The sequence below is a fragment of the Streptomyces sp. NPDC090442 genome (assembly GCF_044769405.1).
In the GTDB taxonomy this organism is placed as follows: Bacteria; Actinomycetota; Actinomycetes; order Streptomycetales; family Streptomycetaceae; genus Streptomyces.
The window spans coordinates 47,143-61,600 of the sequence record NZ_JBIVXW010000007.1 but is presented as its reverse complement, the minus strand read 5'-3'; the positions used below and the strand labels follow the sequence as shown (position 1 = coordinate 61,600).

Sequence of the window (14,458 nt, the reverse complement as noted above, 5' to 3'; positions counted from 1 at the left end):
AGTCGTTAGGCGAAGGATCGACTCATGGCGCACACCCCCGCGATGTGCGCACGAGGAGCGAGATGACCGAGATGATCGACACCACAGTTCCCGCGGCCCCGACGCCGTTGCCCGTCCAGCCCCCGAGCGGCTGCCCCTTCGACCCCCCGGCCGAGTTCGGCACCCTGCGCGCCGAGGAGCCGATCTCCAGGATCTCGCTCCCCGACGGCAGTTGGTCCTGGCTGGCCACCCGCTACGCCGACATCCGCGCGATCCTCGGCGACACCCGCTTCAGCTCCGACACCACCCTCCATGGCTACCCACTCAGCGGCATGACCGGCGGCGGCAGCACCAAGAACCGCGGCTTCATCCGCATGGACCCGCCGGAGCACACCCGGCTCCGCCGGATGGTCACCCGCGAGTTCATGGTCAAGCGCGTCGAGGCGCTGCGGCCGGAGATCCAGCGCCTCACCGACGAGCTGTGCGACGCGCTGGAGCGCCGGGCCGGCGAGCCGGTGGACCTGGTCGAGGCGCTCGCGCTGCCCGTCCCCTCGCTCGTCATCAGCCTGCTGCTGGGCGTCCCCTACGACGACCACGACATCTTCCAGCGGCTCACCGGCAAGCTGCTCTCCCGCACCATCGCCGAGGGCGAGCGCGAGGCCGCCCGGGTCGAACTCCGCGCCTACCTCGACGAGTTGGTCACCGCCAAGGAGAAGGAGCCGGGCGACGACATCCTCGGCCGGCTGATCGTCGAGCAGCAGCAGACCGGCGAGATCACCCACGACGAGGTCGCCGCGTTCGCCGCCCTGCTCCTGGTCGCCGGCCACGAGACCACCGCCAACATGATCGGCCTCAGCGCCCTGACGCTGATGCGCTCCCCGGAGACGGCCGAGCGGCTCCGCAGGGACCCGGGCCTGATCCGCGGTGCCGTCGAGGAACTGCTGCGCTTCCACAGCATCATCCGCAACGGCCCGCGCCGGGTCGCCACCACCGACATCGAGATCGGCGGCCAGCTCATCCGCGCCGGCGAGGGCGTCGTGGTGGCCGTCCCGTCCGGCAACCGCGACGCGACGGTCTTCGAGGCCCCCGACCGCCTCGACATCGCCCGGCCCAACTCCCGGCACCACGTCGCCTTCGGCTACGGCATCCACCAGTGCCTGGGCCAGGCCCTGGCCCGCGTCGAGCTCCAGGTCGTCATCGCCACCCTGCTCCGGCGCTTCCCCACCATGCGGCCCGCCGTGCCCCTGGACGAGATCCCGTTCCGCACCGACATGGCCATCTACGGCTGCCACTCCCTGCCCGTCACCTGGTGACCGACCGGCCGCACCGATCGCACCGACCGTCCCACCACCCGTCGACTGACCCCCACGGAGCCACCCCATGAAGATCACCATCGATGCCGAGAAGTGCTGCGCCGCCGGCCAGTGCGTGCTGGTCGCCCCCGAGGTCTTCGACCAGCGCGACGAGGACGGCGTGGTCGTCCTGTTGGACGCCGAGCCGCCGGCCGAGCAGCACGACGCGGTCCGCGAGGCGGCCGCCATCTGCCCCGCCGCCGTGATCGAGGTCCAGGAATGACCGCCCGCCCGATCGCGGTGGTCGGCGCCTCGGCGGCCGGGATCACCGCCGCCGAGGCCCTGCGCCGGGCCGGCTGGGACGGCCCCCTGACCCTGATCGGCGACGAGCCGCATCTCCCGTACGACCGGCCGCCGCTGTCCAAGCAACTGCTGCACGGCGCCTGGGAGCCGGAGCGCCTGCTGCTGCGCAGCAAGGAGCAGATCGACCCGCTCGGCCTGGAGTTGCGGCTCGGCACCCGGGCCACCGGCCTCGACGTCGCCACCCGCACCCTCACCCTCGACGACGGCGAGCGCCTGGCCTGCGCCGGCGTGATCATCGCCACCGGCGTGGCGGCCCGCACGCTGCCCGCCGCCGACGGCCTCGCCGGGGTCTTCACCCTGCGCACCCTGGACGACGCGCTGGCGCTGCGCGACCGGCTGTCCGGCGGCGCCCGCCGCCTGGTCGTGGTCGGCAACGGCGTCCTGGGCTGCGAAGCCGCCGCGGTCGCCCGGGAGTTGGGGCACGAGGTCACCCTGATCGGCCGCCAGCCGGTGCCGATGGTCGCCGCCGTCGGCGCGGGGATCGGCGAGCTGCTCGCCGAGGAGCACACGGCCCGCGGCGTCCGGCTGCTGACCGGTGAGCTCGCCGAGTTCGAGGCCGCGAGCGAGCCCGCGCCGGGAGCGCCGGCGCAGGTCGGCGGCGTCCGGCTGGCCGACGACAGCCGGCTCCCGGCCGATCTGGTGCTGCTCGCCATCGGCTCCGAGCCCGCCGTGGGCTGGCTCGCCGACCCGGCGCTGGACACCACCGACGGCCTGGGCTGCGACGCCTACTGCGCCGCTGCCCCCGGCATCTACGCCGCCGGCGACGTGGCCCGCTGGGAGCATCCGCTGCACGGCCGCCCGCTCCGCTTCGAGCACCGGATGAACGCCACCGAGCAGGCCATGGCCGCCGCCCGCAACCTCGTCGCCGAGCTGACCGCCGAGCGCGCCGCCGAGGACGGCGGCACCGACGAGGGTGCGGAGCGGCCCGAGCGCCGCCCGTTCGCCCCCGTGCCGTACTTCTGGTCCGACCAGTACGGCCTCAAGCTCCAGGCGTACGGCCTGACCGCCGGCGCCGACCAGGTCGAGACCACCGTCCTGGATCACGACGCCCGTCGCGCCGTCGCGCTCTTCGGCCGGGACGGCCGGGCCGTCGGCGTGCTGGCCTGCGCCCTGCCGCCGCGCCAGATACGGGCCCTGCGCGCCGTGGTCGCCACCCCCGTCCCCTGGGAGGAGGCACGCGACCGCGTCCGGGAGGCCACCACCGCCGGCTAACGGCCCGGCAGTTGCCCAGCAGCATCCGCTCACCGACAGTTGCCGCACCGGCTGTCGCCGAGGCAACTGCCTCGGCGACAGCGGTTCGCGGGCTGCTGCCCACCCGCTGCGGATCGCCGGCGCCTTGGGTGCCGGACGGCACACTCCCGTCTGCCGTCCGGCACCCACGAAGCGGACGTCGGGTGTGCGTCGGCGGGATCGGGCGCGCCGACGGGCACGGCACCCAGCGCCCGGCACCCCGCACGGTGTCCGATCATGGAGGGATGACCGACTCGTATGTGCGGGTGCGCGGCGCCCGTGAGCACAACCTCCGCGGCATCGATGTGGACATCCCGAGGGACGCGCTGGTCGCGTTCACCGGGGTGTCCGGATCGGGCAAGTCCTCGCTCGCCTTCGGCACCCTCTACGCCGAGGCGCAGCGCCGCTACTTCGAGTCGGTCGCCCCCTACGCCCGGCGGCTGATCCACCAGGTCGGCGCGCCCAAGGTCGAGGAGATCAGCGGACTGCCGCCGGCCGTCGCGCTGGAGCAGCGCCGCTCCGCGCCCACCTCCCGCTCCTCGGTCGGCACCGTCACCACCCTCTCCAACACCCTGCGGATGCTCTACTCCCGCGCCGGCGACTATCCGCGGGGCAGCACCGAACGGCTCGACTCCGACGCCTTCTCGCCCAACACCGCCGCCGGCGCCTGCCCGGAGTGCCACGGGCTCGGCACCGTCCACCGCGTCACCGAGGACTCCCTCGTCCCCGACCCGTCGCTCTCGGTCCGCGACGGCGCCGTCGCCGCCTGGCCCGGCGCCTGGCAGGGCAAGAACCTCCGCGACATCCTCGCCACCCTCGGCCACGACGTCGACCGCCCCTGGCGCGAGCTCCCGGCCGCCGACCGCGCGTGGATCCTGTTCACCGACGAACAACCCGTCGTCACCGTCCACCCGGTCCGCGAGGCCGGCCGCATCCAACGCCCCTACCAGGGCCGGTATATGAGCGCCCGGCGTTATGTGCTGCACACCTTCGCCGACTCCAAGAGCGAGACCCTGCGCAAGCGCGTCCGCCAGTTCATGACCGCGGAGCCCTGCCCGGTGTGCGACGGCCGCCGGCTGCGCCCGGAGGCGCTGGCGGTCACCTTCGAGGGCCGGGACATCGCCACCCTCGCCGGCCTGCCGCTCAGCACCCTCGTCGACGTCCTGCGCCCCACCGCGGACCGCCCCGGCGACGGCCCCGCCCCCACGCTCGCCCGCGACCTGGTCGCCCGCATCGAGGTCCTCACCGAACTCGGCCTGGGCTATCTCGGCATGGACCGCCCCGCGCCCACCCTCTCCGCCGGCGAGCTCCAACGCCTGCGCCTGGCCACCCAGTTGCGCTCCGGCCTCTTCGGCGTGGTCTACGTCCTGGACGAACCCTCCGCCGGCCTGCACCCCGCCGACACGGAGGCGCTGCTCACCGTGCTCGGCCGCCTGAAGGAGGCCGGCAACACCCTCTTCGTCGTCGAGCACGACATGGACGTGGTCCGGCGCGCCGACTGGCTCGTGGACATCGGCCCGCGCGCCGGCGAACACGGCGGCCGGGTCCTGCACAGCGGCCCGGTCGCCGCCCTCGCGGGCGCCGAGCACTCCGCCACCCGCCGCTTCCTCTTCGCCGCCGAACCACCCCCCGCCCGCACCCCGCGCACCCCCACCGGCACCCTCGCCCTGCACGGCGTCACCCTCCACAACCTCCGCGACCTGGACGCCGCCTTCCCGCTCGGCGTCTTCACCGCCGTCACCGGCGTCTCCGGTTCGGGCAAGTCCACCCTGGTCACCCGGGTCCTCGCGGAGGCCGTCCAGGACCGCCTGGGCGCCGCGGACACCCGCCCGGACGCCGACGAGCAGGACGGCACCGACGCCGACGCCGACGCCTCCGCACCCGCGGCCCGTGCCCAACTCGCCGGCGCCACCGGCCTGGACGCCGTCGACCGGCTGGTCCGCGTCGACCAGAAGCCCATCGGCCGCACCCCGCGCTCCAACCTCGCCACCTACACCGGCCTGTTCGACGCCGTCCGCAAGGTCTTCGCCGCCACCGACGAGGCCCGCGCCCGCGGCTACACCGCCGGCCGGTTCTCCTTCAACGTGCCCGCCGGCCGCTGCGAGACCTGCCAGGGCGAGGGCTTCACCGCCGTCGAACTCCTCTTCCTGCCCGGCACCTACGCCCCCTGCGCCGACTGCCGCGGCGCCCGCTACAACCCCGAGACCCTCCAGATCACCCACCGCGGCCGCACCATCGCCGACGTGCTGGCCCTCACCGTCGACGACGCCGCGGAGTTCCTCGCCGACGTCCCCGCCGCCGCCCGCAGCCTGCGCACCCTGAAGGACGTCGGCCTCGGCTACCTCCGGCTCGGCCAGCCCGCCACCGAACTCTCCGGCGGCGAGGCCCAGCGCATCAAGCTCGCCACCGAACTCCAGCGGGCCCGCCGCGGCCACACCCTCTACCTCCTCGACGAGCCCACCACCGGCCTGCACCCCGCCGACACCGAGGTGTTGCTGCGCCAGTTGCACGGCCTGGTCGACGCGGGCAACACCGTCGTGGTCGTGGAGCACGACATGGGCGTGGTGGCGGGCGCGGACCACGTCATCGACCTCGGACCCGGCGGCGGTGCGGAGGGCGGCCGGATCGTCGCCGCCGGCACCCCCGCCGAGGTCGCCGCGTCCCCCGACGGCCGCACTGCCGGCTACCTCGCCCGCCACCGGGGAGACGAGTCCCGGCGGCCGCTCCAGGACTGACACCGGGCACCGGGCTCCGCGCAGCGGCACCCGCACCAGGGTTCCGCCGCGGTGACCTCAGCGCTCGCCGTCGCCTTACTGCCGTGCGGCGGAGGCGAGCGCCGCCGGCGTCCCCACCGGCGGTGGGGCGGCCCGGTCGCCCGTGCCCCAGCGGGACGGCTCCCGCCCCACGGAGAAGGCCAGTTCGTGGCCGGCGCGCAGCTCGGCGGTGGTCAGATAGGTGCGGTCCCGGGGCGCGCCGTCGAGCCGCACCGACTGGATGTACCGGTCGGTGGACGAGGTGCCGGGCGCCGTGACGGTGAAGTGGCCCGACGGGTAGTAACGGCGGTCCAGGGTCATGTCCACCCGGTCGAAGACCGGGGTGCTCAACCCCCAGGTGTTCGTGCCCGGTTGCACCGGGTAGACGCCGAGCGAGGAGAGCACCATCCACGCCGACATGGTGCCCAGGTCGTCGTTGCCGGTCATCCCCGAGGGGGCGTCGGTGAACAGCGTCAGCGCGGCGTGCACCACGTCCGTGGTCTTCCAGGGGTGGCCGGTGGAGAGGTAGGTGTACGGGGCGGTCAGGTCCGGCTCGTTCTGCGGGTTGTACTTGTCGGCGTTGTCGTAGTCGTAGGGGCCGTTCACCCACACCTCGCGGGCCGTTCGCGCCGGGTCGGCGAGCAACTGCGGATAGGCGAAGAAGGAGTCCAGCCGCGCCGTGCCCTTCTCCCTGCCGCCGATCAGCGCCAGCATCCCCGGCAGGTCCTGCGGCACCAGCCACTGGTACTGCCAGGCCGTGCCCTCGTGGAAGCCCTCGCTCCTGGCCGGGTCGGCGGGCCCGGTGAACGCGCCGGAGCCGTCCCGGGCCCGGAAGAAGCCGGTCGAACGGTCGAAGAGGTTGCGGTAGTTGAGCGCCCGCTGCGCGAACCGCGCGGCGTCCGCCCGATGGCCCAGGTCCCGCGCCATCTGCGCCAGCATCGCGTCCGACAGGGCGTACTCCAGCGTCGCGGACGCCCCGTGGTCGAAGTCGGAGTCACCGGGCTTGGCGTGCGGGCGCCCCTTGAGGTATGGCACGTAACCGCGCTTCAGATAGGCCGGGTTGGCCTCCCGGCCGACGGACGGGGAGGCGGCCGGCGGGACCCCGTCGGCGTTCTTCCTGAGCGCCGCGTACGCCTCCTCCTCGTGGCCCGCCAGCAGCCCCTGCCGATGGGCGTTGGTGAGGAACGGGGTCACCGGGTCGCCGGTCATGATGTTGGTCTCGACGGTGCCGTACCCCCACTTGGGCAGCCAGCCGCCCTCCTTGTCGACCCGCAGCACCGACAGCGCCATGTCGCGCGCCTCCCGCGGCGCGAGCAGCGACAGCAACTGGGTCTGGGTGCGGTAGGTGTCCCACAGGGACCAGTTCTGGTAGTAGGTGAACCCCCGTGCGCGGTGCGGGCGTTGGTCCCATCCGGTGTAGCGGCCGTCCACGTCGCCGCCGATGTTCGGGGCGAGGAAGGAGCGGTAGAGGGCGGAGTAGAAGGTGCGGCGCAGCGTGTGGTCGCCGCCCCGGACGCGCACCAGGCCCAGCCGCCGCTCCCAGGCCGCGTCCGCCGCCGCCCGCGTGCGCGCGAAGGAACTCCCGCCCTCCGCCCGGAGGTTGCGCGCCGCGCCGGCCGGGTCCACATAGCTCAGCGCGGTGGTCGCCTCGACGACGCGGTCCTTGCGGGTGTCGAACCGGACGTAGGCGCCGTGCCGTCCGGGCGCGGTGGAGTCCCGCGATCCGGGCGTCACGGTGTCGCCGCGCCAGGTCCCGTACGCGGTGAACGGCCGGTTGAAGCGGGTCAGGGTGTAGACCGTGTACGGCCGGGTGTCCTGGCAGAAGCCGCGGCCGGTGATCGCGGTGCGCACGGTGCGGGAGTCCAGCACCTCGACGCGGGTGGAGACCGTCTTGTGCAGCGACTGGCCGGCGTTGAGCAGGACGTTGGCCTGGTCGGTGGCCGGGAAGGTGTAGCGCTGCCGGCCGGTGCGGGCGGTCGCGGTCAGCTCGGTGGTGATCCCGCCGTACGAGGTCAGCCGCACGCGGTAGGAGCCCGGACGGGCCGACTCGCCGTGGTGCGTGTACGCGGCGGCGTACTTGGCGTAGTCGGTCTCGGTGACGTCGCCGGTGGTCGGCAGGATCGGCAGGTCGCCGCCGAGCCCGCAGCCGACGCCGGAGAGGTGCACCGAGCTGAAGCCGCGGATGTGGGTGTCGTCGTAGTCGTAGCCGGTGGTGTGCCCGGTGTCGGGGGAGAGCTGCACCATGCCGAACGGGACGGCGGCCCCCGGGTAGGTGTTGCCGTCGTTCTGGCTGCCGATGAAGGGGTTGACGAGGTCGGTGAGGCGGCCGCCGGACGGCTCGGCCGGCGCGGCGCCCGCGGTCGGGGCGGTGAGCACGCTCCCGAGGAGCACCGCCGCCACCGCCGCGCCCGCGGCGCGCGGCCGTCCGCGTCTGGTCCAGGGCATGGGAAGACCTCCCGAAGAGGGCCGACAACGTTGTCGAGGCGGGCTCATTCTTGAGCCCGCACCCCGACCCGTCAAGAGGGCCCCGGGTGGTCTGACGGCACCTCACATAAGCCCGGGCGGCGCCGACTCCGGCACCCCCGCCAGCTCCGACTTCCGGTAGGAGTACGAGAAGTAGATGACCAGGCCGACCAGGAACCACACCACGAACCGCACCCAGGAAAGTTGCCCACACCCAATAGTGCTTTGACGTGGGAGAATCCCGACATGCAACACGAAAGCGGCCCCGACCCGGCCACCTTGATAGACCTCTTCTGTCGCAAGTCCAAGGCAGTCAAGAGCCGGGCAAGCCGTGGCGGAAAGAAGGAGCTGAGCGTTGCCGCACAGGAAGCCCGAGGCAAGCAGGTAGCCGCACAACTGGGCCTTACCGTCCGCCACGTCTGGCGGGAAGTCGGCAGTGCTAGCCGCTTCCGCAAGAAGGGGGCCCGCACCGACCAAGACCAGGCACTCGCAACCATCGAAGCCGGAGAGGTGTCCGCACTGTGGTGCTTCCGACTCGACAGGTGGGACCGCCGGGGAGCGGGATCAATCCTCCGCATCATCGAACCCGCCGACGGCAAACCCCGCCGACTGCTCTTCGGATGGGACGAGGGCACCGAACGCCCCGAACTCGACTCCACCAACAAGCGCGACCGAGGCGAACTCATCCGCCGCGCCGAGGACGCTCGGGAAGAAACAGAGCACCTGTCAGAACGCGTCCGCAACACCAAGGAACACCAGCGCGCAGGCGGAGAGTGGACGCAAGGACGCATCCCCTACGGTCTCGAACTTGCCATGGTGGAAGTTGAAGACGAAGACGGGGAGGTGTACGAGGAACGACGGCTTCAGGTCACCAAGGACCCGGCAGGTGACCCCCAGGGGCGCACCAAGGCCGACATAGCGCGCCTCATACACACGCTCCCCGTGACCGACGGCCTGTCACGCAAGAAGATTGCCACGCAACTCACGGCCGAAGGCGTCCCCACTCCCACCGGTACCGGCGCATGGGCAACCGCCACCGTGACCGACATCATCAACAACCCCGTCTATGCCGGGTGGCAGATCACCGGACGCCAAGGTGACGCGGTGAAGAGCCAACGACGCGTCTTCCGAGACGAACACGGCAAAAAGGTCTCCGTCATGGTCGGCCCGCCCCTGGTCACCGACGAACAGAAGCGAGCCGCACAGAACACCAGCAAGGGAACGAGCTGGGCACCCCGCGTAGACGGAAAGACCCCCGCAACCCACCCCCTATCAACCCGCTCGTTCTGCGAAGGCTGCGAAGGCGCGATGGTATGGCAGGGAGACGGCTACGGCTGCTGGAGGAAGAGCGACGGCCAGGGTGAGAAGGGTTGCCCCGCACCCGCCTACGCGAGAGGCGTCACCATTGAGGGCTACGTCTTCCGCAAGGTGGTATCCCGACTGACGAACGCCGAACGTGACGATCCGATCGTCATTGAGGCTGCGAAGCGCTGGATGGCCCACGAGAGGCCCGAGGAAGCCGAGGGCATGGACGAGGCCCAAGAGGCGCTGAAAGACGCCGAGACGGCCCTCAAGCGCGTTTGGGAGGACCGTAAGCGCGGCCGGTACGACGGACCCAACGAAGCGTTCTTCGACGGCGACCTAGATGAGGCTACGGAGCTTGTCCTAGAGGCCCGGAAGGAAGTCGAAACACTGCGCGGGACGACGGCCGTAGACGTGTCGTTCCTCATGGACCCGGCATCCATCGAGGATGCATGGCTCAAGGCGGGTGACCACATGCGGCGCACTCTCGTGGGCCTGGCGATAGACGAGATATGGGTTCACAAAGCCCCCGGCAGGGGCGTCAAGTTCGTTGGGGATGAGCGGGTGACCATCAATTGGGCCGGGGAGCCAAAGGCCCGTAAGCGCAAGTACAAGAGGCGCAGCGGCGGCAGGGGGCGAGTTGCCGTGTAGGTGACAGGGGTCCGGTTTTCGCGACCGGGCCCCTTTTTTACCTCAAAACATGATGCTTACTACATCTAAATATTGTGAGATAGCTCACGTCGTGGAGGGTGTTCGCATGGATCAAGAGTCGAATTCGACTCTTGCGGGTTGTGGTTGGCGTCGCAACGGCGCGATGGCGTCCCACAAAACTACACTTGCCCAATTTTTCACACCCCCTCTGACCTGCGGAAAGTGCAGAAGTGTAGATCTAGGGGTGTCTTCTGGAATGCACATAGAGGCCCTATAGGAAATACAGAAACACCCCTTAAAACTGCACTTCTACACCCAAGGTGGTTGCACCCCAAGATCGAGACCCGCGAAGCGCTAGCCGCCGCACCTGCTGGTGTACCCCACCCCGAGTCAATCTTTATGCAAGGCGGGGAAGTGAGCGCGTGCGCGCGACTAACGCGGCACCCCCACCCCGATTGCCCGCCCCTCTGTGTGCGGCTCCCTCGGCCTCTCTCCCCGGGGTTCTGAGCCCCAGAGGGGCCCTAATCTTCCCCTCCCCTTCCAAGACTCCCCGAACCCGGGACAGCGGAACGGGAGGGGGTTCCACTTGTCCCCTGCGATAACCCGGCTGACCCCCGGGCCAAAGGGGGTGCAAGGTGGTGTCACGTCCACGGCCATCCCATGGGGGCCGAAACCGTGCGCAACTACTGATGATGGGCTAGTCACCCTAGGCGGTTGCGTTAATGGGGCGTAGCTCAAATGGTAGAGCGGCGGGCATATTCAGTCCACTGATGCTGGTTCGAATCCAGTCGCCTTAACTTGTGGGCTCGTTCTGCGATCCCTTGGTGTGGTGGGTAGCTCCCACGGAATCGCCTAAAGCATCCATAGTTCAGCGGCCTAGAACCCCCCGTGTGGGGCAACGTCGGTTCGAATCCGGCCGGATGCAAGCTACTTTGAAGGTTGAGCGAGTGTCGAATTCGACTCTTGCTGTTTGGGGGTTGTCGTGCCGGTCTGGCTCGGGCTCATCGTTGCCTATGTGGGCGGTTATGGTGTGGGTGTGTTTACGGTGATGCGGAATGCGCGGAAGTGATCCGCGTGCGCGTGCCGAGAAGTTCAAGGCTCACCGTGCACGACTAGCGATCAAGGAGCGGGCAGGGTTTAGGTGTGAGTACCTTGATGACTCGAACGACCCGTCTACGCGCTGTGAGGGTGCGGGGACCCGCATTGTAGGGGATAGGGCATTGTGCCCGCCTCATGAGATTGCGATTGATGTTGACCCGTGTGGCGGGAAGTGCTGTCTTCATTCCTAGGGTTCTCACGGGGCCTAGACTTCCCACCCCCGGGCTCCCTGCGGGGTGAGTATCCGTTAGCCCCGGGGTGGCCTCTGGGGGCCCGATAGGCCGTGTGCGCTGAGGGTCCCCAGCATGGGGGCTTCTGAGGGGTGGCCCTATAGAGGGGCCCTGTTGCGGGGGTCGGTGTTCTCGTGCTCTACATGTCCCGTTCCGGGAGTCGCTGTTAAGAGCATGGAGCATCGACCATCTTGCGGGCCGTGCATAGGGGGTTCCTGTGGCGTGGGAGGGTTCCACGCGCCGTGAGCGGTTGCCTGCCGATTGGTCGGTGATACGTGAGCGTGTGCTAGTGGCTGCTGGCTATGCGTGCGTGTGGATACGTGTTGATACTGGTCAGCGTTGCGCACGTTATGCGAATCAGGTTGACCATATTGAACCTGGTGACAATCACTCGTTGGGCAATCTTCAGGCGCTGTGTCGTCATCATCATGCGCGTAAGAGCGCAAGTGAAGGCGCGAATGCGCGTAATGCGAAACGTGTTCGTCGTGAACGCGATGTGAGTGTTTCACCGTTTGAGCAGCGTAAGCAGCGTCGCTAAGAGTGAACGCTTTGCGCTTCGAAGGTGACTCTTCGTGAGAGAGGGTGGGGGAGGGCCCCCAAAGTTTTTCCAACCCCACCCGGGGCCCAATAGCAGCCGGATCTAAGTGCGGGTCTGGTGGTTTTGGGTCGGGGGTAACTGGTCGCGTGTCCGCGCTGGTTGTTGGATTGCTGCGCTCCGCTCGCGCGTACACGCGCACGCGTAGCCCCCTCTAGAAAGCCCTGTGCGCCCTCCTGGCGGTCCCTGAGGCCGTGGCGGCTCCCCTGGTGCCCCTGGCGCTCGCGAGGCCGTTAGATGGCCGCACAGTGAGTTTCGCCGCCCGTCGCAATGCGCGCCCGCTTGCGGGCTGCGCACGTGATGAGCAGGAGTCGAATTCGACTCTTGCAGGGAAGGAGGCGGCGCGTATGGCGGGGTATGGACCGCTCCCGAAGGAAGAGAAGCACGGGCGCACCAAGAACCTTGGTACGTCCGCTGTTGAGCTGGAACCTAGCGGTGTTCCGGCCCCGGAGTTGCCGACCCCTAAGAAGTGGCTTACAGCTACTCGTGAGTGGTGGTCGGCGTGGGTCACTTCTCCACAGTCCGCTGTTTTTGAGGCGACCGACTGGCAAAGACTGTTGAGCCTGCTGCCCATGGTCGATGGATACAACCGCCTCATGCATAAGGCGGCGGATGATCCGCGCAAGCTCCGCGCCGGTAAGGACGTGTTGAGCGAGATTCGGCAGAACGAATCACTTCTAGGTGCAACACATACTGACAGGCTCCGGGGCCGCCTAAAGGTGGCATCCGGTGATTCTACGGGCCCGGCGTCAGCCGTGGCCGATAGGGGCGAGGCGGAAAACGTCGTTGCCCTCTTCGGGGGTGGCTAGTGCATATAGGCACGATTCCCGAGTTCAAGCCGCGCGATACGTATCCTGAGAACTGGCCTACGCTAGCTGAGTCACTGGGCTATCAGGCTATCTCTTGGATGCGTGAACACCTTGTGCAGCCGGATGGCGAACGCGCGGGTGAGCCTTTGCGGCCAACTCCGGAGCAAGAGCATTTCATCGCGTGGTGGTACGCATTTGATGAGAAGGGACGGTTTCGCTTCCGGCGTGGTGCTCTACGCCGGAGCAAGTTACGGGCTGGGGTAAAGGGCCGTTCGCGGCCATGCTTGCACTGTTTGAACTCTGCGGGCCGTGCCTGCCGCACAAGATAGTCGAGACTCCTTCGGGGGTCCGTGTGGCGATCGGTAAGCCTCATCCGGCACCGTTGGTGCAGCTTGCTGCCGTCTCATTCGCGCAAACAGAGAACACGTTCGCGTCTATCAGGTCGATGGTCGGCCCGTTGACGATGGAACGGTTCGGTCTAGATGTTGGTCAGACTCGAATCCTGATGAGGCGTCATGATGGCCGTCGAGTGATTCGGGGGAAGCTTGAGCCGGTTACCACCTCCTCTAGTTCGCTGGAGGGAAACCGGACCAGCTTTTACATTCTTGATGAGCCGCACCACCTTGTGAACGCGAATGGCGGCCACAAGCTAGCCCGTGTGCTGAAGCGCAACGCGGCCAAGGTTGAGGGGCGTGGCATTGAGACTACTAACGCGCACGCGCCCGGCGAGGAGTCGGTAGCGGAAGGCACGTACGAGGCTTACCTGAAGGTGGCTGACGTGCCGTATGGCGCTGGTCTGCTGTATTCGGCCCTTGAGGCTGAGCCGGATGTTGATCTGTCCGACGAAGAGTCGGTTAGGCGGAACCTTCGGATCTGCTATCAGCATTGTCCGTGGATATCGATTGATCGTCTTGTTGACGAGATTTACGACCCGGGCACGACGAGTGATGAGGCAATGCGCTTCTACTTCAGTCGCGTGGTTGCCGCTTCGGATGCGTGGCTTGATCCGGCTGATGTGGATGCGGCGACGTTGCAAGAGTCGAATTCGACTCTTGGGAAGACTCCCGAGGGCGGGGTCATCGCTCTTGGTTTTGACGGCAGTCGAGGCCATGACGCTACGGCTTTGGTGGCTACGGACGCCGTTACGGGGTTCTGTTGGGTGCTGGGCGTGTGGCAGCGTCCGGACGGGCCGGGTGCCGATACTTGGAGCGTGCCGACGGGCGATATTGACGCCGTTGTGCGTTCTGCGTTCGAGAAGTGGCGTGTAGCGGCGTTCTTCGCTGACTATGCGTTCTTTGAGTCGTACATTGACCGGTGGGCCGAGGATTTTCACGAGTCGCTGTTTATCAAGGCTGGCCCGGGTCATTCTGTGGCGTTCGATATGCGTCGCCGAATACGGGACTTTACGTATGCGGCTGAGGCTGCGTGTGCGGCGTTTGAGGACAAGGCGATTTCCGTTGATTCGGATGCGCGTCTTGTGACCCATTTGAAGAATGCTCGACGTCGTCCGAATGCGTTTGGTGTGGGGTTTGGTAAGGAGTCGCGCGAGTCTGCCAGGAAGGTGGACGCGGCGGCTGCTCTGGTTCTGGCTCGTGAGGCTCGACGTAAGGCCATTGAGGCTGGCGTTTTGGAGCGATGGGCCCCGAAGGAACCGGGCGTTGTCTACGGTTTCTGAGAGGTTGTCCCGTGGGGG

Annotated in this window: 7 protein-coding genes, 2 tRNA genes and 1 pseudogene; 8 read left to right on the top strand and 2 right to left on the bottom strand. The window is 68.6% G+C overall.

The window, feature by feature from the left end:
• The first annotated feature begins 62 nt into the window (after window positions 1-62).
• From ACIQU6_RS07645 to ACIQU6_RS07630, 4 genes are all read left to right on the top strand, one after another.
• Window positions 63-1,292, top strand: coding sequence for a cytochrome P450 (locus tag ACIQU6_RS07645; RefSeq protein ID WP_403480711.1), 1,230 nt, complete (start codon window positions 63-65; stop codon window positions 1,290-1,292).
• A gap of 67 nt (window positions 1,293-1,359) precedes the next feature.
• Window positions 1,360-1,554, top strand: a complete 195-nt coding sequence (locus ACIQU6_RS07640; RefSeq protein WP_274912218.1) for a ferredoxin — start codon at window positions 1,360-1,362, stop codon at window positions 1,552-1,554.
• Window positions 1,551-2,846 (top strand): NAD(P)/FAD-dependent oxidoreductase, encoded by a 1,296-nt coding sequence (locus tag ACIQU6_RS07635; protein WP_403480710.1) that lies wholly within the window; start codon window positions 1,551-1,553, stop codon window positions 2,844-2,846. The genes ACIQU6_RS07640 and ACIQU6_RS07635 overlap by 4 nt, the downstream gene beginning before the upstream one ends.
• Window positions 2,847-3,109: 263 nt before the next feature.
• Window positions 3,110-5,599 (top strand): ABC transporter, encoded by a 2,490-nt coding sequence (locus ACIQU6_RS07630; RefSeq protein ID WP_403480709.1) that lies wholly within the window; start codon window positions 3,110-3,112, stop codon window positions 5,597-5,599.
• A 75-nt stretch (window positions 5,600-5,674) separates the two neighbouring features.
• On the opposite strand, the gene ACIQU6_RS07625 is transcribed toward ACIQU6_RS07630, so the two are convergent.
• Window positions 5,675-8,062 (bottom strand): GH92 family glycosyl hydrolase, encoded by a 2,388-nt coding sequence (locus ACIQU6_RS07625; RefSeq protein WP_403480708.1) that lies wholly within the window; start codon window positions 8,060-8,062, stop codon window positions 5,675-5,677.
• A gap of 102 nt (window positions 8,063-8,164) precedes the next feature.
• Window positions 8,165-8,281: pseudogene (locus ACIQU6_RS07620) on the bottom strand (amino acid permease C-terminal domain-containing protein); the annotation flags it as partial.
• 45 nt (window positions 8,282-8,326) lie between these two features.
• Here ACIQU6_RS07620 and ACIQU6_RS07615 point away from each other — a divergent pair.
• The 4 genes from ACIQU6_RS07615 (at window position 8,327) to ACIQU6_RS07600 (ending at window position 14,440) form a co-directional block, all read left to right on the top strand.
• Window positions 8,327-10,033: a recombinase family protein gene (locus ACIQU6_RS07615; RefSeq protein ID WP_403480707.1), complete on the top strand. Its 1,707-nt coding sequence runs from the start codon at window positions 8,327-8,329 to the stop codon at window positions 10,031-10,033.
• Between the two features lie 723 nt (window positions 10,034-10,756).
• A tRNA-Asn gene (locus ACIQU6_RS07610) sits at window positions 10,757-10,830 on the top strand.
• A gap of 60 nt (window positions 10,831-10,890) precedes the next feature.
• Window positions 10,891-10,958, top strand: a tRNA-Thr gene (locus tag ACIQU6_RS07605).
• 2,087 nt (window positions 10,959-13,045) lie between these two features.
• Window positions 13,046-14,440, top strand: a complete 1,395-nt coding sequence (locus ACIQU6_RS07600; protein ID WP_403480706.1) for a terminase — start codon at window positions 13,046-13,048, stop codon at window positions 14,438-14,440.
• Window positions 14,441-14,458 lie beyond the last annotated feature (18 nt).

Bases quoted from the DNA above. Each gene is read 5' to 3' on its own strand.
- ACIQU6_RS07645 (WP_403480711.1), top strand. From the start codon at position 63: ATGACCGAGATGATCGACACCACAGTTCCCGCGGCCCCGACGCCGTTG.
- ACIQU6_RS07640 (WP_274912218.1), top strand. From the start codon at position 1,360: ATGAAGATCACCATCGATGCCGAGAAGTGCTGCGCCGCCGGCCAGTGC.
- ACIQU6_RS07635 (WP_403480710.1), top strand. From the start codon at position 1,551: ATGACCGCCCGCCCGATCGCGGTGGTCGGCGCCTCGGCGGCCGGGATC.
- ACIQU6_RS07630 (WP_403480709.1), top strand. From the start codon at position 3,110: ATGACCGACTCGTATGTGCGGGTGCGCGGCGCCCGTGAGCACAACCTC.
- ACIQU6_RS07625 (WP_403480708.1), bottom strand. From the start codon at position 8,062: ATGCCCTGGACCAGACGCGGACGGCCGCGCGCCGCGGGCGCGGCGGTG.
- ACIQU6_RS07615 (WP_403480707.1), top strand. From the start codon at position 8,327: ATGCAACACGAAAGCGGCCCCGACCCGGCCACCTTGATAGACCTCTTC.
- ACIQU6_RS07600 (WP_403480706.1), top strand. From the start codon at position 13,046: ATGCTTGCACTGTTTGAACTCTGCGGGCCGTGCCTGCCGCACAAGATA.